The organism is Bradyrhizobium frederickii (assembly GCF_004570865.1).
Taxonomy (GTDB): Bacteria; Pseudomonadota; Alphaproteobacteria; order Rhizobiales; family Xanthobacteraceae; genus Bradyrhizobium; species Bradyrhizobium frederickii.
In genome coordinates this window covers 36,280-56,652 of the sequence record NZ_SPQS01000026.1, presented here as the reverse complement: position 1 = coordinate 56,652, position 20,373 = coordinate 36,280, and the positions used below count along the sequence as shown (strand labels likewise).

General features: G+C 60.3%; 19 protein-coding genes. 8 read left to right on the top strand and 11 right to left on the bottom strand.

Features of this window, described 5'->3' with window-relative positions:
• Positions 1-56: 56 nt before the first annotated feature.
• Both E4K64_RS32945 and E4K64_RS32940 read right to left on the bottom strand, forming a co-directional pair.
• Positions 57-1,532, bottom strand: a complete 1,476-nt coding sequence (locus tag E4K64_RS32945) for a UvrD-helicase domain-containing protein (RefSeq protein ID WP_126259249.1) — start codon at positions 1,530-1,532, stop codon at positions 57-59.
• A complete protein-coding gene (locus E4K64_RS32940; protein ID WP_135167069.1) occupies positions 1,522-3,252 on the bottom strand; it encodes an ATP-dependent nuclease in 1,731 nt (576 codons plus the stop codon). Before E4K64_RS32940 ends, E4K64_RS32945 begins: the two co-directional genes overlap by 11 nt.
• Positions 3,253-3,546: 294 nt before the next feature.
• Between E4K64_RS32940 and E4K64_RS32935 the strand changes: the two genes are divergently transcribed.
• Positions 3,547-4,923 (top strand): DUF5623 domain-containing protein, encoded by a 1,377-nt coding sequence (locus E4K64_RS32935; RefSeq protein WP_235884852.1) that lies wholly within the window; start codon positions 3,547-3,549, stop codon positions 4,921-4,923.
• A gap of 133 nt (positions 4,924-5,056) precedes the next feature.
• On the opposite strand, the gene E4K64_RS32930 is transcribed toward E4K64_RS32935, so the two are convergent.
• Entirely contained in the window at positions 5,057-5,950 is an 894-nt protein-coding gene (locus E4K64_RS32930) for a 3'-5' exonuclease (protein WP_164718803.1), read from the bottom strand.
• Between the two features lie 295 nt (positions 5,951-6,245).
• On the opposite strand from E4K64_RS32930, the gene E4K64_RS32925 reads away from it, so the two are divergent.
• Positions 6,246-6,428 (top strand): hypothetical protein, encoded by a 183-nt coding sequence (locus tag E4K64_RS32925; RefSeq protein WP_126259252.1) that lies wholly within the window; start codon positions 6,246-6,248, stop codon positions 6,426-6,428.
• A 529-nt stretch (positions 6,429-6,957) separates the two neighbouring features.
• Here the strand turns inward: E4K64_RS32925 and E4K64_RS32920 are convergent.
• The 5 genes from E4K64_RS32920 to E4K64_RS32900 all read right to left on the bottom strand — a co-directional run bounded on the left by E4K64_RS32920 (position 6,958) and on the right by E4K64_RS32900 (position 11,679).
• On the bottom strand, positions 6,958-8,046 hold the full coding sequence (locus tag E4K64_RS32920) for a Kelch repeat-containing protein (protein WP_126259253.1): 1,089 nt from the start codon (positions 8,044-8,046) through the stop codon (positions 6,958-6,960).
• Positions 8,047-8,146: 100 nt separating this feature from the next.
• Entirely contained in the window at positions 8,147-9,634 is a 1,488-nt protein-coding gene (locus E4K64_RS32915) for an amidohydrolase family protein (protein ID WP_126259254.1), read from the bottom strand.
• A gap of 424 nt (positions 9,635-10,058) precedes the next feature.
• Positions 10,059-10,784, bottom strand: a complete 726-nt coding sequence (locus E4K64_RS32910; protein ID WP_126259255.1) for an SOS response-associated peptidase — start codon at positions 10,782-10,784, stop codon at positions 10,059-10,061.
• A 3-nt stretch (positions 10,785-10,787) separates the two neighbouring features.
• Positions 10,788-11,237, bottom strand: coding sequence for a hypothetical protein (locus E4K64_RS32905; RefSeq protein ID WP_126259256.1), 450 nt, complete (start codon positions 11,235-11,237; stop codon positions 10,788-10,790).
• 46 nt (positions 11,238-11,283) lie between these two features.
• Entirely contained in the window at positions 11,284-11,679 is a 396-nt protein-coding gene (locus tag E4K64_RS32900) for a hypothetical protein (protein WP_205680519.1), read from the bottom strand.
• Between the two features lie 142 nt (positions 11,680-11,821).
• Here E4K64_RS32900 and ku point away from each other — a divergent pair, with 142 nt between their 5' ends.
• From ku to E4K64_RS32880, 3 genes are all read left to right on the top strand, one after another.
• Positions 11,822-12,754 (top strand): non-homologous end joining protein Ku, encoded by a 933-nt coding sequence (gene ku / locus E4K64_RS32895; RefSeq protein WP_126259310.1) that lies wholly within the window; start codon positions 11,822-11,824, stop codon positions 12,752-12,754.
• A gap of 276 nt (positions 12,755-13,030) precedes the next feature.
• The gene (locus E4K64_RS32885; RefSeq protein ID WP_126259258.1) at positions 13,031-13,534 is read left to right on the top strand and encodes an NUDIX hydrolase; all 504 of its coding nucleotides are present in this window, start codon (positions 13,031-13,033) and stop codon (positions 13,532-13,534) included.
• Positions 13,531-13,995, top strand: a complete 465-nt coding sequence (locus E4K64_RS32880; RefSeq protein ID WP_135167068.1) for a metallophosphoesterase family protein — start codon at positions 13,531-13,533, stop codon at positions 13,993-13,995. Before E4K64_RS32885 ends, E4K64_RS32880 begins: the two co-directional genes overlap by 4 nt.
• Before the next feature lie 54 nt (positions 13,996-14,049).
• On the opposite strand, the gene ligD is transcribed toward E4K64_RS32880, so the two are convergent.
• Both ligD and E4K64_RS32870 read right to left on the bottom strand, forming a co-directional pair.
• On the bottom strand, positions 14,050-14,997 hold the full coding sequence (ligD, locus tag E4K64_RS32875) for a non-homologous end-joining DNA ligase (RefSeq protein WP_126259259.1): 948 nt from the start codon (positions 14,995-14,997) through the stop codon (positions 14,050-14,052).
• Positions 14,994-15,137, bottom strand: coding sequence for a hypothetical protein (locus E4K64_RS32870; protein ID WP_235884851.1), 144 nt, complete (start codon positions 15,135-15,137; stop codon positions 14,994-14,996). The genes ligD and E4K64_RS32870 overlap by 4 nt, the downstream gene beginning before the upstream one ends.
• Positions 15,138-15,241: 104 nt before the next feature.
• Between E4K64_RS32870 and E4K64_RS32865 the strand changes: the two genes are divergently transcribed.
• Complete coding sequence (locus tag E4K64_RS32865; protein WP_126259260.1) at positions 15,242-15,430, top strand: DUF3606 domain-containing protein; 189 nt, start codon at positions 15,242-15,244, stop codon at positions 15,428-15,430.
• A 25-nt stretch (positions 15,431-15,455) separates the two neighbouring features.
• Here E4K64_RS32865 and E4K64_RS32860 read toward each other — a convergent pair whose 3' ends face one another.
• Entirely contained in the window at positions 15,456-15,734 is a 279-nt protein-coding gene (locus E4K64_RS32860) for a hypothetical protein (protein WP_126259261.1), read from the bottom strand.
• 1,399 nt (positions 15,735-17,133) lie between these two features.
• Here E4K64_RS32860 and E4K64_RS32855 point away from each other — a divergent pair.
• Both E4K64_RS32855 and E4K64_RS40680 read left to right on the top strand, forming a co-directional pair.
• A complete protein-coding gene (locus E4K64_RS32855; protein WP_126259262.1) occupies positions 17,134-18,096 on the top strand; it encodes an ArdC family protein in 963 nt (320 codons plus the stop codon).
• A 103-nt stretch (positions 18,097-18,199) separates the two neighbouring features.
• The gene (locus E4K64_RS40680) at positions 18,200-20,317 is read left to right on the top strand and encodes a ParB/RepB/Spo0J family partition protein (RefSeq protein WP_126259263.1); all 2,118 of its coding nucleotides are present in this window, start codon (positions 18,200-18,202) and stop codon (positions 20,315-20,317) included.
• The last annotated feature ends 56 nt before the right edge of the window (positions 20,318-20,373 follow it).

The following is a 20,373-nucleotide window of genomic DNA, read 5'->3' as shown; positions in this document are numbered from 1 at the left end:
GACTCAACCTACGTGCAAAGCATACATCGATAGATCTCCTGCGGTCTCCGACCTGGTTATAGAGCGCTGCGGCTACGTTCGATTTGATCCCGTGACGGTAGGAATCGCTCCGCCGGGGATATGATCCGAATGCTCGTTGTCGCCCGGGTCAGTGCGACGTACCAATCCTTCCTCGTCATCGCGTCTTCTGCGATGATGATCGCGCGTTCGAACTCCAGGCCCTTCACCAGCAGCGTGCTGCCGATGCTTCGGTTACCGGGGCGACGCCCCGCATGCCGCATCCGATTTTGAACTTCCCAAATCGCGATGCTCAGCGTGGCAAGTTGGCGCGTCGCCTTCAATTGCAGGGCTGATCGCATCGCATGGAACATCTCACGACGATACAGATAAACGCCGGGTCTGTCGTGGAGCGTTTGCAGAAGGGCGAGAATGCTCGCTTCCGAACCGCTGGAGATCACGGCGTCGCTGAGTGGAAATAGCGAACCGAACTTGGCCTGTCCCAGGCGCCGACCTTGCTGGCGGGCTCCGAGCGCTTTGAGCAGCTCCGCCCTTTCGAGGCCCGTCAGGCATTTGGACCCGAAGTCGACGATTGCTTTTGCTCGGGCCAACCCGGTCGTCCGATCGATCGTCTTGGCGGCGGCATAGAGGGTCTTGCAACTGATCGCTTCAAGGTTGCCAAAACCCTGTTTGGCAAGTTTTTGTGCCAGTGCGGAACGCCGGTTCTCGCTTGTGCTGTCGCCAATGACGATCAGGCTGCCTTGCACGGGGTCGCGCATGGAAGCGAGGCATTCCCCGACGATGGCTCTCTGACGGCGTTGAGCTGCCGCGGGCAGAGACGTCCAAGTTACACATCGTGGTCTTGATCGCAGGTCCAGATCGTTGCCGTTCTCAAGGGCGGTACGGACGCCCTGCAGCCACTCGGCCAATTCTAGATTTTCCGCGTTCTTCCAGCGCCATGGCGTCAGAAGCTCCGCCGAACGCTCAAACAGGGGAAATACATCGCTATCCCAGTCGACCGGTTGCTGATCTCCGAAATCGAAGATCGCTTGCAATGGATCGCCGAACACGCAAGTCGGCAGAAGGTTGGCGAGCCGTGAAACAACTTGATGCTGCTGTTTGGTGCAATCTTGATATTCGTCGACGAAGCATCCTCCATAGGATGCGAGTAGAACGCCATCGACAGCGCCGCTATCGAGCAGGCGCGCGCCGGCACGGTAGACATCGTCCCAGTGGGCGCTTGTTGCCGGCGCAAACGCGGCGAGTCCCGAACGTTGTGGAAACGATGCCGCAAATCGCAAGCACCACCCAGCAATGGTGTCGATGCGGTACTTTGCGGTCGCAACTTGGTGCTTACGCAGGCGTTTGGTCAGGGCGTCGACGCCCGCATGTGTGTGCGTGAGGATCAGCCTGCGCCGATCGGAGATTCCGACGGCGAGCGCGATCTGCTCCGTTTTACCGCACCCAGCTGCGGCGACAATGCTGCCACGGCGGATGCTTACAGCGAGCCGGGCAATATCGTCATCATTTGCCATCGACCCACTTCCTCATGGCGGCAACACCTATGCTGAGAGGCTTGTCGGAAACAGCACAAAGATGAGGCCCGATGAGCGCGGCCAGCCGTTCGCCGCGCTCGATTGTTTTGAACCACTTCTTGTCGTTCGCGACCTTGCCGAGGATACGTCGGACTTGCACGGTATCGCGGTCATTGCCGAGCTTAGCTGCCGTGGCGGTGGGGAGCCCGACTGTCGACAGAGCGTTGTCAATCACGGCCCTGACGCTCTCGACGCTGCTGAATTCAATGGCGAGTGCGATCATCGAGCGTATACAAGCCCAGGGGAGGTCGAGAAACAGGCGTTCTTCCGTCGAGCACTTGTCAGGCCATTGGTGAACAACTGCGCCTTTCCCCTTGGCGCGCTCCAGATCTGCCTGATTCGGTTCTTCGTCGGAATCCAGGAGAAGCCAGACCTCATAGCCAAGGTCACGTAAATGTTCGGCGATAAGGGGTGCTTTGTCCTTACCTCCGCCGTCGATTGCGACAGTAGCTTGCAAGGCAAATGAGTCATTGCCGGACGTCTGCCACCATTCGTCCAGGCCGCGGGCAAGCCCCTGTTCGGTGCGGCCTTCCCCAACCAGTATTTTCCGGGCGAGAAAGGCCTCGGGGTTTCCTCTGAGATGGCGTTGTGCAGTGTCGGAGTCCCTTGCAAGAGCAGAGATGGACTTGACGGTGATGATGCCGACATCTGACCGGACTGAAAAGATATCGGCCGCAGTAAGCTCGCGGATCACGACCGGGGAATGTGTGGTTGCAAATATCTGCGGCTGAGCCGCGTCGGCGGCGGCTTTGGGCGCCTTGAGATATCTTAGTAGGCGAGCGATACGATGCGGCTCGAGGCCGTGCTCGATCTCATCGATGATCGCAACATGCGGGGGACCGGCGTCGTGCTGGAGAGCCGACACAAGAAGACGTGCGGAGCCTGTGCCGAGCCTGCGCAATGGCAGATCGCCATCATGAAGTGAGATGCCGCCTGAAGTGATGCTGACACCCTGTACGTCGAGCTCCGCCGTAAACTTGCCCCGCACAGGCACTGCGAAGAGCTTGCTCAGCTCCTCCGCTCGATCGACGGCGCTCTTGAAGACATTTCGGTCGCCGGCTTTGAACGAGGAACGGGCGGCGCGGGCCGCTTCAGCGAGTTGCAGGCTGAAGCCATCGCCCGCCTCGCCGATGCGAGTCAGCACGGAGGTTCGCCCCCAACCCAGATGTCTCTCCGCGTAGGGGCCGAGGCGGTTCGTCGCAAGCTGCTTGGCGTCCTTGAACCGGATCGTCGGCGGATCGCTGTCGAGCGCGTCGATCCTGTCATTATATATCGACCACCGAGCCTCTAGGGTCTGATCGATGACGACGTTGATCGAGAGCACTTCCTCCAAGCCTGGTCCCGGCTCATCGATGATTTTTTTGGCCGAGACATCCCAGCCGCGGAGGTGGAGCCCATATCGATCTTCGGCCTTGAGCTGCGGTGGCAGGTCAGAAAGCGTTACGGTGATCCGGATCGGCGCCTTAATGTCGAGATCGAAGAAATCGCAGTCGTCGGCAAAAATGTAGGACCTGGGATTGAGGCACAGCTCGATCGCGTCCAGCACAGTGGTCTTGGTCGAATCCCCGGGGCCAATGAGACAATTCATGCCAGGGGATGGTGCCCATTTCAGCCTTTTGATGCCGCGGAAATTTTCTACTTCCAAGTAGACGATGCGCATTCATTCCCCCAGGCCTTACCGCACAACCTGTCCTTCAGTTTGAGATTGCCACGATCTCGGATCCCTCCAGGAGAGGTAATACAGTAGCGCAACCTGAGGTCATCCCGTCCTGGGGTGCATCCTTTCGCGAAAGTCTCGGTCGTGGTATTCTCCGACTCGGCTCCCGGCAGGAGCCTGCCGCCCGTCGTAGCGAAGCCGTTGAGGCGCTGTCCAGATCAATCGTTCCCGCCATGTCATGTCGGGCCCGAGAGGTGGTTGACGGGCGACGCTTCGCTAAGGGCCGGGAGACCTGACGTGTCGAACGATCACATTCGTCCGTCCTCAATTGAGGGCATCAAGCAGCTCGCCAAGCGATTCAAGAAGTCCGACGGCATTCAGCATGCTGTCGCCTTGGACAAGGCATCAAAGGCGGCCGGCTTCGAAAATTACAAGCACGCACTGCGCAAGCTTGGAGACGGCCTCGCAGCCCCCGGGCCGTCGGCCGAACTGTACATCTCCGTTCTTTGGCGGGATCGTACGACCAAGGTTACGGGCTGCGAGATCCTGAAAATGCCGCTCGGCAGACCTCTGGACGCGCTTGTTAAGCCGGCACAATACAAAGCATCGCGGGGGCTGGGTACGATGCGCCGAGAAGGTCCTGATCATCTCGCAGACACATACACCGCGTCGTCGCAGGAGGCGGCGCGGGAGGCTGCGTGCGAGGCTGCCAGGACTATTCAGTTTATTGAGGCAGCCCGATTGGTCCCGTCAAAGGCGAAACGATCTTTCCCCAGAGGACAAGTCCAGCATCGGATGCCGGGCTCCGATCACGATGCAGCGTGGTTCGATCCCGCAGCGAAGACCTTCATCCGCACCAATGAGCCTTATTCCCATAGCGTCACTCGCGAGCAGAAGGAATGGGCTGACCGACACGGTTGGGCGGTCGCGGTTTCGCCGTGGAAGGGAATGTATCGGCCTGACGGCGGGACATCGCTCTTTCTTTTGGCCGATATGTCCAAGGGATATTTGCTTGAGCCGATGATCTCGCGGTTGGTGGAGGCACCGGCTCCCATCGTGGCGTCGGCCTGGGATGGAGAGTCGAGGCCGATCGCACCGGCCTTCGTCAGCCCGGGTCAGGTGGCGGAGATCGAGACAGAGGCCCGCGAGGTCAAGAGAGCTGGCGAGCGGCGCAGCTCCAACAACTCTGTCCCATATAGCATGTTTCTTTCGGGAGCGCAGCGCCGACCGAAGACGCGCATGCCAATTGAGGGGCACAAACTGGTCGGGCGACTGCTGAAGTCGATCCTGATCGGGACGAGAACTCGCGCGGGCGTTCACCGACGCGTCGACGCAATCCGCTGCGAGCTCGATAACTGGGTCCAGTGTGAGTATAGGCGCGACGAGCTTTCGGATGACGTGTTTTTCGATCTCTACTATCATGAGCTTCCCGAAGGGGACGCACTCGCTGCGGTACCCACAAGCTGGGATCGGCACATTTTGAATCTTGACGAGGTTAAGGCTACGCTCGTCCGATACTATCCCGAGTGCCCACCGCTGCGCCAATTGCTAAAGAAAGCCGATCTGGCGATCGCATCTCTTCGCGCTTGGAATGTCGCCCCAACACATACAGGAAGATTGGAGAGTTCGGACATCAATCGAAATCGAGGTCCCGACGATGGTGGGCGCCTCTGACCGAACAACAAGCGTCGCCTCTGGATGAATAGGCACAACGCCGGCGTTTAATCCGGCGTTGTGCCTACAATCCCCTCAATACCTGCCGCCGATCCCGCCGAGATTTTCGGCATCGAGCAGCACCGCGCCCCAACTAACCCCTGACAGAAAAGCGATTGAACGCAGTCAGGCTCTGAATACGCGGTTCAAGCTCCCGGAGATAGATCGTCTTTTGCAAGAACTCGATTTCCGCGTTTTGATCGCCGTCATCGACATCGATGTACCAGGACTTTGGCCGTCCATCGGTACCGTCACTCCAACGATATCCGCGTCGCTTGAGTTCATCCTTCAGCTCGAACGGCGAATGTTCAGCCCAGATCCTAATGGTTTTGCGCCGCGCGCGTTCCAGCAGAGTGGAACGAACAGTCTGATTGTGATGGGGGAGCTGCAGCGCCAGGATCTCGAGGAGCGCGAGGCAGTCATCGACGGCGCGATGTGCCTCATGAAATAGGCCCGCCTTCATCAGCAGATACGGCAATCGTGAGCCTTCGAACCCATGATTGCGCCATTCAATCTCACTCACTGAACATGCCCACGCTCGATGTTCAAACGATGGACAGCAACGCTCAATGAACTTCCGGTCGAAAGCGGCATTGTGAGCAATGACGACAACAGCATCTGCCGCAAAGGCGGCAACGCGATCCGGATCAAGGCTGTGGCCATCGACCATCTCGTCGGTAATCCCTGTGAGAGCCGTAACCTCCGCGGGGATGGGCACCGACGGCTGGTTGAAGCAGCTGAAGGTATCGAGAACTCGGGTGGTCCGGCCGTCCGGCAGGTAGGCGAACTTGACCATTCCGAGCTCGATAATCTGATCGTGGGCCGGATTCAGGCCGGTTGTTTCGACATCCAGCAGGAGAGCAGTCTTGACCGCTTCACCGTTGCTCGTAGCGAATTCTGATCGTGGAATGAGCCGGCGCAAGACGCGATAATCCGGCGATTGCTCGAGCGCGGCCGCCATTTCGGCCAAGGTTAGGGGATTGGTCATGTTCATGGTCAATAGATGAAACCGCGCTCCGTGCGCGCCAGAGTGCACTCTATCGGATGCGATCGGGCTATGCATCGGAGCCTGTGGATAGCTCTTCGCCGGTGTACATCTCGCAGCTAACGGCTGGGTGGAAATAGCCGGACGCCAATGCCCATCCTTTGAGCGACTCCGCTGCGAGCATCGATCCACAACCTGCGATGACCGATCGCCACTGTTGCGTAGGTAGCTCTAGCGTGGTCCAGGCGACTCACGCTAACCATCATTCTCAACCACCTCACTGCACAATGGGAATGAAATGGTTGCAGCCACCCGTGAACCGCCGGCTTCTGGTTATGCGCTTGAAGTGGACGGCCGACTCAAAGCCGAATTTGCAACCAGGGACGGCGCCAGAGTAGGTGGAGAAGAACTCAAGAGGCGTTTTCCCATGCTTCAGATCAGAATCTATGACGCGCACACGCATGCGCGCGAGGAAATCTAGATCCGCTGGTTTAATCTAGGCAGAGTTGCTCCGTTTGCGCGCGTGCGGCCGCTGCCGCAGCGGGCTCTCGTGAACCGAGCCGCTTCGCGTCTCGGCCATCCGGCTTCGATCCCTCGCGCAAGGACTGAGGAGCTCCTCGCGGGGGCACTCGGGAAAGGGGCCCGCCTGCGGCGAGCGCTATCACTGCCCCGTTCCCGGGTGCGCTATTAAACCGGTCTCGTCGCTGCTATCGGACCCGCGTGCCCGTTCGGGTCGCTATGCTTCACGCTCTCCGGGGGCCTCTTTTGATTCTCCCAGTCTTTCGCTTTGTCTTCTCCTCGGCCGAATTCCCCAGCATTCCCACGAGAATTCTGAGGGCACTGCCGCGCGCGCCGGGGCAAAGCGCCGGCCGGCGCCCGTGCGACGCGGGCGGTTCCTTTCCTCAAGTGCGGTGGGGCGGCGCTTCCGCATGGACCCGAGGCAGCAAATCTCGAGTCCACCATGGAAGGTGACACGCGATGCACGCAACACGTTCAGTGGGAGCGAGGTCTTACTGGTTGCCCATGACGGTGAACTGGACGTCGTTCAGATAATCGCCATTTCCGCGTTGTGACCCACCTAGAACATAGAGAAAGTTGTTGTATTGCACTGTGGCCTGACCCCACCGGGGCACTGCGAATTGATGTGTGTCGAACACAAACCGCCCGGTTTCACTGTCTGGCGCCAGGGGGGCAAATTGCACGTTGTTAAAGTAGTTGCCCTGTCCGGCATTACCGCCGAGTACAACGAGCGACGGCCTCCCAGCTGCTAACGTGACAGTCATTGTATGACCGTACAGCGGCATGTTCAGTCTTGCAGCGTTGGTGTGCCAAGCGTCAGGACAGCCGTCATCCCTGATTGGAGCATACTGGACATCGCTAAAAACGTCTTCAATTAGCAGGTCACCCCATCCTCCAGCGACATAAAGGACGCCTTTGTTCACGGCTACGCCTGGAGCTGAACGACCACCCTTGAGGTGAAATGGACATAGTTTCCATTGGCCGAGCGAGCCATCGGGATTGATCTCTGCGGTCTCGATCGTATCGAAATGAACCGTATCCTTGCCAATCTCGCCGACGCCAGCGATTGCCGCGAGATAGCTCGTGCCCGACATCGTGGAGAATATCTGCAAGGCGAGATTCGAACGAGGTATTGCGAGCTGGTTGGGACTCGTAGTCCATGAGCCCAGCATACCGTCTGGCATCACGCGGGCGTACTGAGCGTCGGCACGCGTCCCCTTATTCGAAAAGCCACCGACGACGTAGATGAACTCCTTGTGGACAGCTACGCCCATTCCCGAGCGCGGCTCCACGAAGGGCGTTGTCTTCTCCCATGCGCCTTCGGCGATGGCACCGTCGTTCCCGAGAAGCGCAGTTTGAACATCGTTGTATAGTGTGAAGTTGTTTGCCGAAGCGTACAGGCCCCCTAGGATGTAGATCCTGTTGTTGACGAGAGTCGCGGCATGCGAGGTCCTAGGACCTTCGAACGGTGTTGTCGCCTTCCAGGTGGAAAACGTGAGTTGGTCGCCGCGCGCGGCAGCCAGCGTCGCAAGCAGCGACATCACAACGGTGGCGCAATATACACGCACGGCATTTCGCATGAGCCTGCCTCCGACAGATCAGTTGAGCGCTTGCTTGTAAGCACCGTTGAAAGAACCAACCGATGCTGCCATGACTTCTAGTGAAGAACCACGACGATGATCAGTCGCACTCAATGTCAGGCAGGCTAGAGCTTCCTTTCGCAAGAGCCGCATTTAGCGCCTTCTTGATGTCTGCCACGCTCCAGCCGCGCACGCCTGCTTCGCTTTGGCCGAGATAGATGGCCTTCGTTGCACCACAGACGGTCATTTGATCAACCGCCGTTCCAGTTGGTAGCAGCTGGGTCAACAGCGCAAGATCGCCGTAGATTGGCTGGCCGCCAACCACGACCAATGCAATGTCGGCAGGAGTGGCCTTAACAACAGGGTCGAGAGCAGTTGGCTTTGTCGGATCGACGGCAACGTTGACGACGACAAAATCTGCGAACTTGTTCGGAGCAAGGCTTCCGACATGGTCTGAGATGCGCGCCATCTTCGCCGGTGTTGACGTGGCCATCTTGATAAGGTCGTCCGACTTCACGCCGTAGTGCCGCGCGGCGTAGCCCATCTCTTGGAGCATCCCGGCGCTGCCAGACGGACTCCAATCCGGAGCGATTGCCATGTCGATGCCCGCTAGATGGGCGGCTGCGAGGTTAACCGTCGAGCCGTATAGTTCATCGTTGCTGCGTGGAGACCACACTAGCCCAACCTTACTTTCCTTCATGCCTTTGAAATCTTGGTCTCGCAGCGCTGTGCCATGTATGAGGATGAGACCTTCTCGCTCGATGGCGGACTCGATGCCGGTCTTCAGGTCCTTCTGCCGCAGGATTTCCTTGCTCAGCATGGTGTATTCGCGATGAGCCGCGGAATCAGTCGGTGCGCCTTCTGAAAGGTGGACGACCATGCCGCGCAGAGTCCCAGCCTTGAGCTCGCATAGAAGGAAGTCCATCCGGCCATGCGTCAATTCCAGCGGGAAGACATCATTCTCCACCACATCAAGTAAAGTGCGGTCGATCGCTAGATCGGTCGGGCAGATCGTGTCTTTCGGATCGGAAGGCGGCTTGGTGAATGGCATGTTCGAAGCCGTATCCAGATTACGGACAAGGCCGGCCACGCACTTTGCGTTGTCTGGATGCTTGTCGTCCGCCAGCAATCCACCAAGGACTGATGTCGCGCCGCCCGCAAGCGCCTTGATTTCGGCATAGATCTCGGTTTCGCAGGCTGTATCAGCAAGCACTACGTTGTGTGGGGCCACCAAGGCCCTGTCGTATTCGGCCGTATCCTGCCATTCGTATCTGTTGTTGAACTTCCTCGCCGGGATCCACCGCGGCAACGCATTCCATGTCAGATGGTCGTGCAGATCGATGAAGCCCGGGAGGATGATGCCGGGGACTTTGATCGCCGAGGAAGACGACGGGACCGAGGCAATCGGGCCAACGGCGGTGATTATTTGCTTGGAGATGGAAATTGCGCCATCGGAGATGATGCCGTTGGGGCTAAGCACCATCCCGCTGATTGTCCAATCGTCGGCGGCCTTGGCTGTTGTGAGTGGCGAAAGTGCCAATGCGACCAGAGCGGTGCTCCATCCAGCGATTCTTAAAAAAGTTCTCATGCGCGGACCGTGCCCTGAATTGATGTGACCGAAAATAGGTTCTGAAAAGACTCCTAGGTTAACTCGCGGTTGCGGAAAGATACAAGAGCAACGGCCGCTTGCGCTGGGGGTAACACCCCTACGCACGGCACCGTCAGCGTGTCTGTTCAAGCAAGGGTTAACAGGAACTTTGGAGTGGCGCTTCGGCCGCCGTCGGAAGCATTCGGAAATTGCTGCCTTCTGGCGGCTTCAGTTGGCGCCATCCGACATACTCACTGTCAAGATCTCAGGGGGTGCCCCCTGGTGCCCCGCCCAGAGTAGGGCGCCGGCCCTGTCGGGCGGGTCTTCCTCCGCTCGGTTCCCCCTGGCACTTGCTACCCCGGTCTCCTCGATGCGCATGGGTGCAGGGGTGAAGTGCACCCTGCATCCATGTCGTCTTCCTCCGTCACGTCGCCGGTTCCGCCGGGTCTTCCTTGACACCTCGGGCGACGATCCGAAGCGACCCATCCGGAAGCGGGCGTTGCAGCTTTAGTGCCTCATCGCTACCCGCGGTCATCCAGGTCTCGACGTCGTCCGGCGTTGTCAGGATCACGGGCATCGCCTTGGAGTGGATGGCGCCGACCTCGGCGTTCGGCTCCGTCGTGAGGAACGCGTAGAGGTCGTTGGTTGTCTCGCCTTCCCTGACCTTCCGAACGGAGGTCCAGTTGGTCCAGATCCCGGCGAAACAGGCGAGGGGCCGGGACTCGTCGAGGGCGAACCAGATGTCGCCACCTTCGGCCTTGTTGAATTCGCTGAACGAGTTGAATGGCACCACGCAGCGATTTTCGACGCCGAGCCAGCGGGCCCAGTGCTTACTTTCCACGTTGCGGATGTTGGTCGTGCCGCCGTCCGGCTCCATCCGCAGCAGTTCCTTGAAGTCGACGGTCTTGCCCTTGGCCTGCAGCTTTTGCGCTCGTTTCTTGGTGGCATCCATTAACGCCTTTGATGACGACGGCATCCCCCATCGCGCCGTGGCGAGCTCGCGGCCTTCGGCCCCGTTGCGCACGATCGGTGCCTTGTAGTCTGGAAACACGCCGGGCATCGACGCCAGATTGCCGTCGTATCGGTTTACGACGCGAAACAGCGCACTAATAGCAGCTTGGTTTGTCGTGATCGAATAGAGATTACACATCAATCAGGTTTCGGTTCGAGGGTGGCGAGGCTGCCAAGCCAACTGTAGCAGAGTCGCCGATGGACGCCGGCCCGCCTTGGCGCATTTGCGGCAACGCAGCCGGCTGGCGAGATCGTGCACGAAGGTGGTTGGCGGGTGCTTCATCGCCGCGAGGTCGACGTCGCTCGGCGTCTTGCAGCGCGTGCACCTGATCTCGAGCCAAGGGAAGCCTCCGTTCACGGCCTGGTCAATGGTGGGCGACGGATCGATCGGTTCGCCGTCGCTCCACATGCGCTCGTTCCAGCTTTCGCAAAGCAACCTGTCTGCTTGCTGAATCATGGCCTCGCCCTTAGCCCGCATCTGCGCCGATTGGGCAGCAAGCATGTTGGCCATCGCGCGTGCCTTGCCGAGCTCCTTTGCCAGAGCTTTGCGATCGCCACCCGACAGGGGCGTAGGGTGATACTTCGGGGCCATCCGGATTTCCGGGCGCAAAGAGGTCGGATCGGCAAATTCAGAGCGACTACGGCGACTCGAACGCTGGCCAACACCCGTCTTCTTCATGCCTGCCGGTGCGCTGTTGGCAGGTGTTGTCGAGCAAGCGCTGCGCCACGTCCTTCCAGACTGCGTTGGCGCCATACAAGCGGACGGCATCGGCGGTCTGGATTTCCACGGTCCGGTCGCAGCGGCGGCAGGAGACGCGCAGGACGTGGGCCCTAATTTCCGAAAGGCGTCGCTGCCGGGCCTGGGCCACGGTCGCGCCGGCGCGAGGATCTTTCAGGACCGATTCCCAATATTCGGCCGGGAGGGGGGCATCCGGACCCGCAGCGGACGGCGCTCGTCTACGGTCGGCTTCAGTGGCCAATTTTTCCATCTGCTTTGGGGTCGGCATGCGCCAGCTCGCGGGTCGGTCGGTCATACGCAATTAGAACATAACAAGAACAAATGTCGAGTCCAGGTAGACCGGCGGTGAGAAAAATCCTCCTGCCAGACGGCTGGCGGTGTCGGAACCAAGCCGGCCCGTTCGTCTTGAATCCGGCACCAGTATGGAGTTCCCCCGCATGGCCCCCCGCGCTAACTGGAAAGGCTTCCTGCGTCTTTCCCTCGTCACCTGTCCGGTAGCGCTCTATCCGGCCACGTCGGAATCCGAAAAAGTCTCGTTCAACCAGCTCAACCGAAAGACCGGCCGCCGCATCAAGTACGCCAAGGTGGACGCTCATACCGGTGAGGAGGTCGACAACGAAGACATCGTCAAGGGCTACAAGGTCGACACCGACACATTCATTGAGGTGACGAAGGAGGAGCTCGAGAACGTCGCGCTGGAATCGACGCGAACGATCGAGATCGACGAGTTCGTCGACCGCAGCGAGATTGATCCACGCTACCTGATCCGCCCTTACTACCTGACTCCAGATGGCAAAGTCGGGCACGACGCCTTCGCCGTTATCCGCGAAACCATCCGCGAAATGAACAAGGTCGCGATCGGTCGCGTGGTGCTGACCAATCGCGAGCACATCATCGCGCTGGAGCCGCTGGACAAGGGGCTGATGGGGACATTGCTGCGCTATCCCTACGAAGTCCGTTCTGCGGATGAGTATTTCGACGATATCCAGGATGTAAAAGTCACCAAGGACATGCTTGATCTCGCCAAGCACATCGTCAATCAGAAGGCGGGTCATTTCGAGCCGGACAAGTTCGAAGACCAGTACGAAACCGCCCTTATCGATCTCATCAATCAGAAGCGCGCGGGCAAGCCCATCGCCGCGAAAGCGCGTCCTCGAGGTGAGAACGTCGTGGACCTGATGGACGCGCTGCGCAAGAGCATCGGAAGAGAGGGCGCGGCAGCTCCAGCGGCACCCAAGAAATCAGGAAAAAAGCCGCGCAAGGCGGCGGCCGGGCAGAAGGAAATGCTGATGCCGATCACCGGCAAGAAGCCTGCGAAGGAGACCGCGGCGAAGAAGCCGGCGGCCAAGCCGCAGCGGAAGTCGGCTTAGGCGTCGTGAAGTATCCGGTGACGATGGACGGCCACTACTTCGTTGTCCGCGGCAGGCTTTGGCGAATGGCTAATCCCATCTCAACGAGGTCACCCGAGATCGTATTGTCGGCCGTCTAGTGGCGGCCCGGCGGGTCGGTGCGCGCGCCAGCAAGGCGGCCGACCGCGAGGCCGAAGCCGCGCTGCATAGGGCCGTGGACGAGGCTAAGCAGCGAGCGCGGTCCAGTATGGCAGGACGGCTCGCCGGCATTCGACTGCTCTGCAAAGTAGGGGCGATATGGCTGCGGTGAACAAGACTTCCAGGAGATCGACCTTGAGCGCGGGCATTCTCGCATACCGCAAGGGAGCGCGGGGGCTCGAGGTACTGCTCGTTCATCCCGGCGGTCCGTTCTGGCGCAATAAGGATGATGGCGCCTGGTCCATTCCTAAGGGCGAAATCGACGCCGCGGATGCTCCGGAGCAGGTCGCGCGGCGCGAGTTTGCCGAAGAACTCGGTCCGAGTGCTTCGATTGGTCCGCTCCAGCCGCTGGGGGAGATCCGACAGCACGGTGGGAAGCGCGTCATCGCATTCGCCGGCGAGGGCCATTTTGACCCAGCTGCGCTAACCAGCAATACCTTCGATATCGAATGGCCGCCACGAAGCGGTCGACGGCAGAGCTTTCCCGAAGTCGACCGCGCGGAATGGTTCGATATCGAGTTTGCGCGGAAGAAGATGCTGTCCGGGCAGGTAGAGCTTCTCGATCGTCTTTTGGCGATCGCCGTTGAGAGCGCCGGGAAATGATCTTCAGGATTGGAATCATTTCGGACACGCACGGCCTGTTGAGGCCCGAGGCGGAACGAGGCCTGGCGGACGTCGATCATATCATCCATGCCGGCGACATCGGGCGCCCCGAGATCGTTGACGCACTTCGCCGGATCGCCCCTGTCACCGCCATTCGTGGAAACGTGGACAGTGGCGAGTGGGCTCGCGACTACCCCGACACGAAACTCGTACGTCTGGCGGACAAGTCGATCTACGTTCTGCACGACCTGAAGACGCTGAAGGTCGATCCCGGCGCCGGCATCGACGTCATCGTCTCCGGGCATTCCCACGTGCCGAAGATCGACACGGTCGGTGGCATTCTCTACCTGAATCCCGGCAGCGCGGGACCTCGCCGTTTCCAGCTGCCGATCACGTTTGCGACGCTCGAACTCACGCCTGACGGCATGCGACCGGAAATCCACGACCTTGGAGGCGAGTGAGTGTCGGCGGAGGGTGCGTCAAACCTTTTTGCCGGCTTTCGCCGAAGGGAAGCACTACTTGCGCGGACGTTCTCGCTCTCGCACGACGTCCTTCGCCCGCTTGTCGGACCTGAGCCCGAGGTAGACGGGCTGGCGCAGTTCGCCCTTACTCGTCCACTCCGCAAATTTGACCTCGGCAACCAACGAGGGCTTGACCCAGGTCGTGGCAGCCTCGTCCTTCACTTTGGCAGGGAAGGGCGATTTCGGGGTCGTCAGCTTCATGAGTTTGGTGTGGAGGTCTTCCAGGACCTTGTGGCTGAAGCCAGTGCCAACATGTCCGATATAGCGCCATGTGTCGTCTTCCCGTACGGCGAGGACCAGGGCGCCGAAGTATGGTCTTGTACGCCTCGGCGCCGTGAAGCCCGCGATCACCACTTCCTGCCGCTTTGCTGTCTTGATCTTCAGCCAATCCGCCGTCCGGCTTCCGGACGCATACGCGCTGTCGGCGCGCTTCGCCATGACGCCTTCCAAACCCTTCCGCTCGGCCTCGGCGAAGAATTTTGTGCCGCTCGCTTTGCGGTGACGGCTGAAGGTAATCAGCCGGTGACGCGGCAAGATCGCTTTCAGCCGTTCCTTGCGCTCGAGAAGAGGCTGTTTGCGCAAGTCAACTGTGTTCTGAAACATGAGATCGAACGCGCAATACAGGAGCTTCGCTTCATGCCGCAATGCGTTCTGAAGTAGCTGGAAATGCGAGACGCCGTCCTTTCCGATCGCAACGAGTTCGCCATCGATCACGGCGTCGCCCTTCACGCCCTCCAGCGCTTTGGCGACCTCGATATAGCTGCGGCTGATGATCTTGCCGTTGCGGCTGTAGAGCGAAACCTTGCCCCGCCGGACTTCCGCGATCATCCGGAAGCCATCGTACTTATCCTCGAAAACCCAGTCGGGGTCGTCGAACGGCGCGTCGGTGAGCGTAGCGAGCATTGGCTGTAAGCGCTTGGGCAGGGTCGACGTCCGGCTCATTCAAGGGCCAATCCTTCAGTGCGTGTGGCGTAATGCAGGGACGGCACCTTATCGCTCGAGGTGGCCAGGGCCGGTTCGATGAAGCCGGGGAAAGGCGCGTTGACGCCGATAACCGCCTGCTTTTTACGCTGAAACGCCACTGAAGAACTCCACGCTACAGACGATTCAAATTGGCACAGTTCGAATCGTTCCGGAACCTGCGAATCCCTGTCGCGTTGCTTCGATGTCACAACAGGAGGCACCCATGGCGGGAGCAAAAAAGAGCAAAACGGCGCGCGGACGAAGGCAGGACCGGGCGCGGGTGGCAGGCGGGCAGGACTACGAAGTGCAGTACGAGGCAAAGAAAACCGGAAGGTCGGCGCCAGCGGTGAAGAAGGCCGTCAAAAAGGTCGGCAACGCGCGCAAGCGCGTGGAGAAACGGCTGCGCCGCTGAGGCGGAGTAGGGTCGGCGTCGGGGCCTAGAGCCGGTCCTCCTCGTCAGGAGGGCATTCTGGGCAGGTATCACCAATCGAGTCCAGCGCGTCGCGAATCGCGGCCTCCACTGCCTGACGGGATACGTCTGCTGGCGGATCTCGACGGGCGATGTCGAAGGCCCGCTCTCGTGCATGCGGATCGGCACGGTCTTGCATCCAACCGTGCTCCTCGCACTCGCGGATGGCGCCGGCTTCGTTCAGCACGTTGATCGCCCAACCGCGCAGGGTGCGGAACGCTGGCCGTCTCTGCTTGGTCATCAGCATTGAAGGTTCTCCCATGCTGAGACGAATCGTTTAGTCCCGCAGACGTTCCCCATCGCTAACACACGACTGGGATTCCGGATCGTGGGATCTCGTGGTCCTTCAAAGGCCGAATTTTCCGCCCGGCCAGATGCTAGGGTGGACAAAAACGAACAGAAGAACCGTTTTCCGATGCTTCAGACGTCCGAGCACAGGTGGTTGCTTCTTGGTCCGTTTTGCGCGTGCGGCTGTCGCCGCACCGGGCTCTCGTGAACCGAGTCGCGCAGCGTCTCGGCCTTGCGGCTTCGATCCCTTGCGCACGAGAAGATAATTCCCTCGCGGGACAGAAACGAAAAACCGGACCTTTATGCAGCAGCCACCTGCACAAAGGTCCGGCTTTATCTTAGCGTGCCGCGATACCAAACGGCTGCAAAGGACGCTTCATATCCTTTGGGAAGGTCTCGCTTTTCATCCGGGTTGCGACCCGGAGGCGGCAATAGATCAGTAGCCGATACGACTACTTCTTTTTCTTTGAAGTCTTCTTCGCCACCTTCTTGGTAGCTGATTTCGTCGTCTTCTTTGCCTTCTTCGCTTTCTTGGCCATGTCGTCCTCTGTAAGAATTGGCTCTCAGTGAACATGCCCACGACGTGCATAGACATGCGCACGAGTGAGACGTTATCACAAAAGCAAAATTGATACCAAGCAGACGTGAAGCCGCATTGAGTCGCTCGCCGGAGGCACTCGCCCTCGGGCCCGCCGTCATTGCATGCCGGCGTCGCTATCACTGCCCTTCGGGTCGGGTGCCTTCTTAACCGGTCTCGCGACGGCACTCGGTCCCGGGTCCCGCCGCTACGCGTCGGCGCTATGCTGACCCTCCTGCGGGTGCCTCTTTCGCCGCGTCCGCGAGTGGTCTTCGCTTTCGCTCCGCCCACAGACCTCTCTTCCACAATTGTGAGACCCCTGTGAAAATGCCAGGCGGTTCTCGTATCATTGCCCGCATCATGTTCGCTCAGGTTTTGGCGCGTGCGGCCAGGGCCGCACCGCGCTCTCGTGAACCGAGCCGCGCAGCGTCTCGGCCTTGCGGCTTCGATCCCTCGCGCCAGAGCTTTGGTGCTCCTCGCCGGGGGCACTCGGGAAAGGGGCTCGCCTGCGGCGATCGCTATCACTGCCCCGTTCCCGGGTGCCGCTATTGAACCGGTGTCGTCGCTGCACTCGGACCCGCGTGCCCCTTCGGGTCGCTATGCTCACGCTCTCCGGGTGCCATTTTCCCTTGAGGCGATGCGCCCTTGTGCACACGCCTGATCGGGCCTGGGTCCCAGGTAGATGGCGCTAGAGGCTGAAAGTAAGAGTGCAGGCTGGGTTTTTTCGTGGCGGGTTAAAAGCTGCGAGAGAGGCTCGCGGTGCCCGTCGCGGAGACCCGCGATGTCAAACCTTAATGCTTGCGCGCGCGCCGGCCACGACCGGGCGAACCTCTATAGCGAAATCACCGATAAGATCATTGCCGAGCTTGAGGCCGGACGTGTCCCCTGGGTTCAGCCCTGGGGTACTGCCGCGGCGAAAGCGCCGCTGGCCATGCCGAAAAACGCGTCGACCAACCGGCAATACAGTGGGGTGAACATCCTCATCCTCTGGGGAGCCGTGATCGAACGCGGATTTACAGGTCAAAGTTGGCTCACCTTTCGTCAGGCGCTCTCGCTTGGCGGCCACGTTCGCAAGGGAGAGCGCGGTACTACTGTTGTTTACGCAGATCGTTTCGTGCCGAATGACGAAAAGCGCCGCGCCGCCGAGACCGGTGAAGACGCGCAGACGATTCCATTCCTCAAACGATTTACCGTTTTCAACGTCGATCAGTGCGAGGAACTGCCAGACGGCATCGCAACCGCTGCTCCGCCACCGCCGGCTGGCCTGATTGAACCCACGGTTGACGCCCTCATCAAGGCCAGCGGAATTCCATTTCGCATTGGTGGAGATCGCGCATTCTACGCAACAGCCGAAGACTATGTTCAGGTCCCGCCACCGCAGGCCTATTTCGAACCCATCAACTGGCACCGTACGGCCTTGCATGAACTCGGCCATGCGACCGGGCATCCCTCGCGCCTCAATCGCGACCAGAGCGGATCCTACGGTACGAAGAAATATGCCTTTGAAGAACTGGTCGCCGAGTTGAGCTCCGCTTTCAGCTGCGCATCGCTCGGGATCGTCCCGACCGTGCGCCATGCCGACTATATCGGTTCCTGGCTTGAAGTCCTACGTGAAGACAGTCGGGCCATCGTGCGTGCCGCCTCACAGGCGAGCAAGGCCGTGGACTATTTGCTCGGCTTCGTTCCCGGGTCCATTGAGCCCGCATCGTTGGATTCGGCTGTCGCCGATCACGAGACGGCGTGATGCTTGGCCTGGTGGCCGCGCGAGAGTGAGAGGAGGGGAGGCTGTTCGCGACGGGTTGGAAGCCAAGAGAGAGTCTCACGGCCGCCCGTCGTGGAGAGCCAAAATGACGAAAGCCGTCCAAAAGATCACGCTGTCGCCTTCCCGGGACATTCCCTTCAATAAGCTCGTGCTCAGCCAGTCGAACGTTCGCCGCGTCAAGGCCGGTGTTTCGATCGAGCAGCTAGCCGAGAGCATCGCGCAGCGTACGCTTCTGCAAAGTCTGAGTGTCCGGGCCGTTGTTGATGCAGCTGGCAACGAGACCGGCATGTTCGAGGTGCCGGCGGGTGGCAGGCGTTATCGCGCTCTCGAGCTTCTGGTGAAGCAAAAGCGGATGTCGAAGTCGCAGGCGGTGCCCTGCGTTGTTCGCGAAGGGGGCATTGCGGAGGACGATTCGGTGGCGGAGAACGATGAGCGGGTCGGCCTGCACCCGCTCGATCAGTTTCGGGCCTTCCAGACACTCCGCGATCTCGGCATGAGCGAGGAAGACATTGCCGCCCGCCATTTCGTGAACCCTGCAATTGTCAAGCAGCGCCTACGGCTGGCGTCGGTGTCGCCGAAGCTGCATGAAGTCTATGCCGAAGACGGCATGACTCTCGAGCAGCTCATGGCGTTCTCGGTCACGGCCGATCACGCCCGCCAGGAGCAAGTCTGGGAGAATGTCAGCCGTTCCGGCTATGACGAGCCTTACCTTATCCGGCGCTTGCTCACCGAGAACACCGTACGCTGGTCCGATCGCCGCGCCCAATTTGTGGGCCTTGATGCCTATCAGAACGCGGGTGGCGGCGTTCTGCGGGATCTGTTCGAGCACGACGACGGCGGCTGGCTTCAGGACGTCGTGCTGCTCGACCGCCTCGTAACCGAAAAGCTCAAGGCCGAGGCTGAGACGATTGCCGCCGAAGGTTGGAAGTGGATATCGATCGCCGTAGAGTTCCCCTACGGTCACATCCAAGGCCTAAGAGAAATCGAGGGCAGACCTGTCGATCTCTCGCCTGAGGAGCAGGCCACCATCGATGCGCTGAACGCCGAGCAGGCCAAGCTCCAAACCGATTATCAGGATGCCGACGAATTGCCCGACGAGGTCGATCAGCGTCTCGGCGCAATCGAGTCGGCACTGGCGGCATTCGAAGACCGGCCGATGCTTTATGATCAGTCGGAGATCGCCCGAGCCGGCGTCTTCATCAGCATCGATTCCGAAGGGCGCCTCTCCGTGGACCGGGGTTACGTCCGGCCAGAGGACGAGGTGCCGGCAGCCGATCCTGATGCCGAGCAGGGCGCTGATGCGTCGTCGACCGAAGGTCAAGGAGGGGGCTCTTCCGTCCAGCGCTCGGTCATAGCGGTCGCAGGTAGTGCTCCTGATGCTGAAGAAGATGATGAGGACGCGGCCAGGCCTCTGCCGGATCGGCTGATTATCGAGCTGACGGCGCATCGTACGCTGGCATTGCGGGATGCGCTGGCAGAAAATCCAGCGGTCGCGTTCCAGGCGGTGCTGCATAACTTCGTGCTGACGGCCTTTTACCGGTTCGCCTCGTCCGGGAGCTGTCTTGAGATCGGCCTTCGCACGCCAAATTTTCCCGCTCAAGCTCCGGGGCTGCGAGAAAGCGTCTCGGCCAAGGCTGTCGAGGCGCGGCATGAAGCCTGGAAGGCACGGTTGCCGAAGAGCGAGAACGATCTGTGGGACACGCTGACGGCTCTCGATGGTGGTGCACAGGCATCGCTGTTCGCCCACTGCGCGTCATTCGCGGTCAACGCCGTCTTTGAACCGGCCAATCGCGCCAATCAGGGCCGCGTCTCCGCGCACGGTGTCCGCACGCGTCTTGACCAGGCTGACGTGCTGGCGCGCGCGGTCGGGCTTGACATGGCGCAGGCTGGCTGGCGAGCGACCATCGACAACTATTTCGGCCGGGTCACCAAGCCGCGTATTCTGGAGGCCGTGCGGGAAGCGAAGGGCGAGTTGTCGGCGCAACTGATCGACCATCTGAAGAAGGCCGACATGGCCAAGGAGGCCGAGCGCCTTCTGGATGGCTCGGGTTGGTTGCCGGAGCCGCTGCGTCTCGTCGATCCCGATGCGGCGCCAGTGGGACAGGAGGGCGAAGCGGGCCCGCTTCCCGAATTCCTCGCCGATGATGAGGATCAAGAGAACGCCAGCGACGACGATCCGCAACAGCTCGACGCGGCCGAGTGAAAACACAAAGCGGGACGGCTCCGGCCGTCCTGCAGTTGCTTGGGGACCGGTGCAGA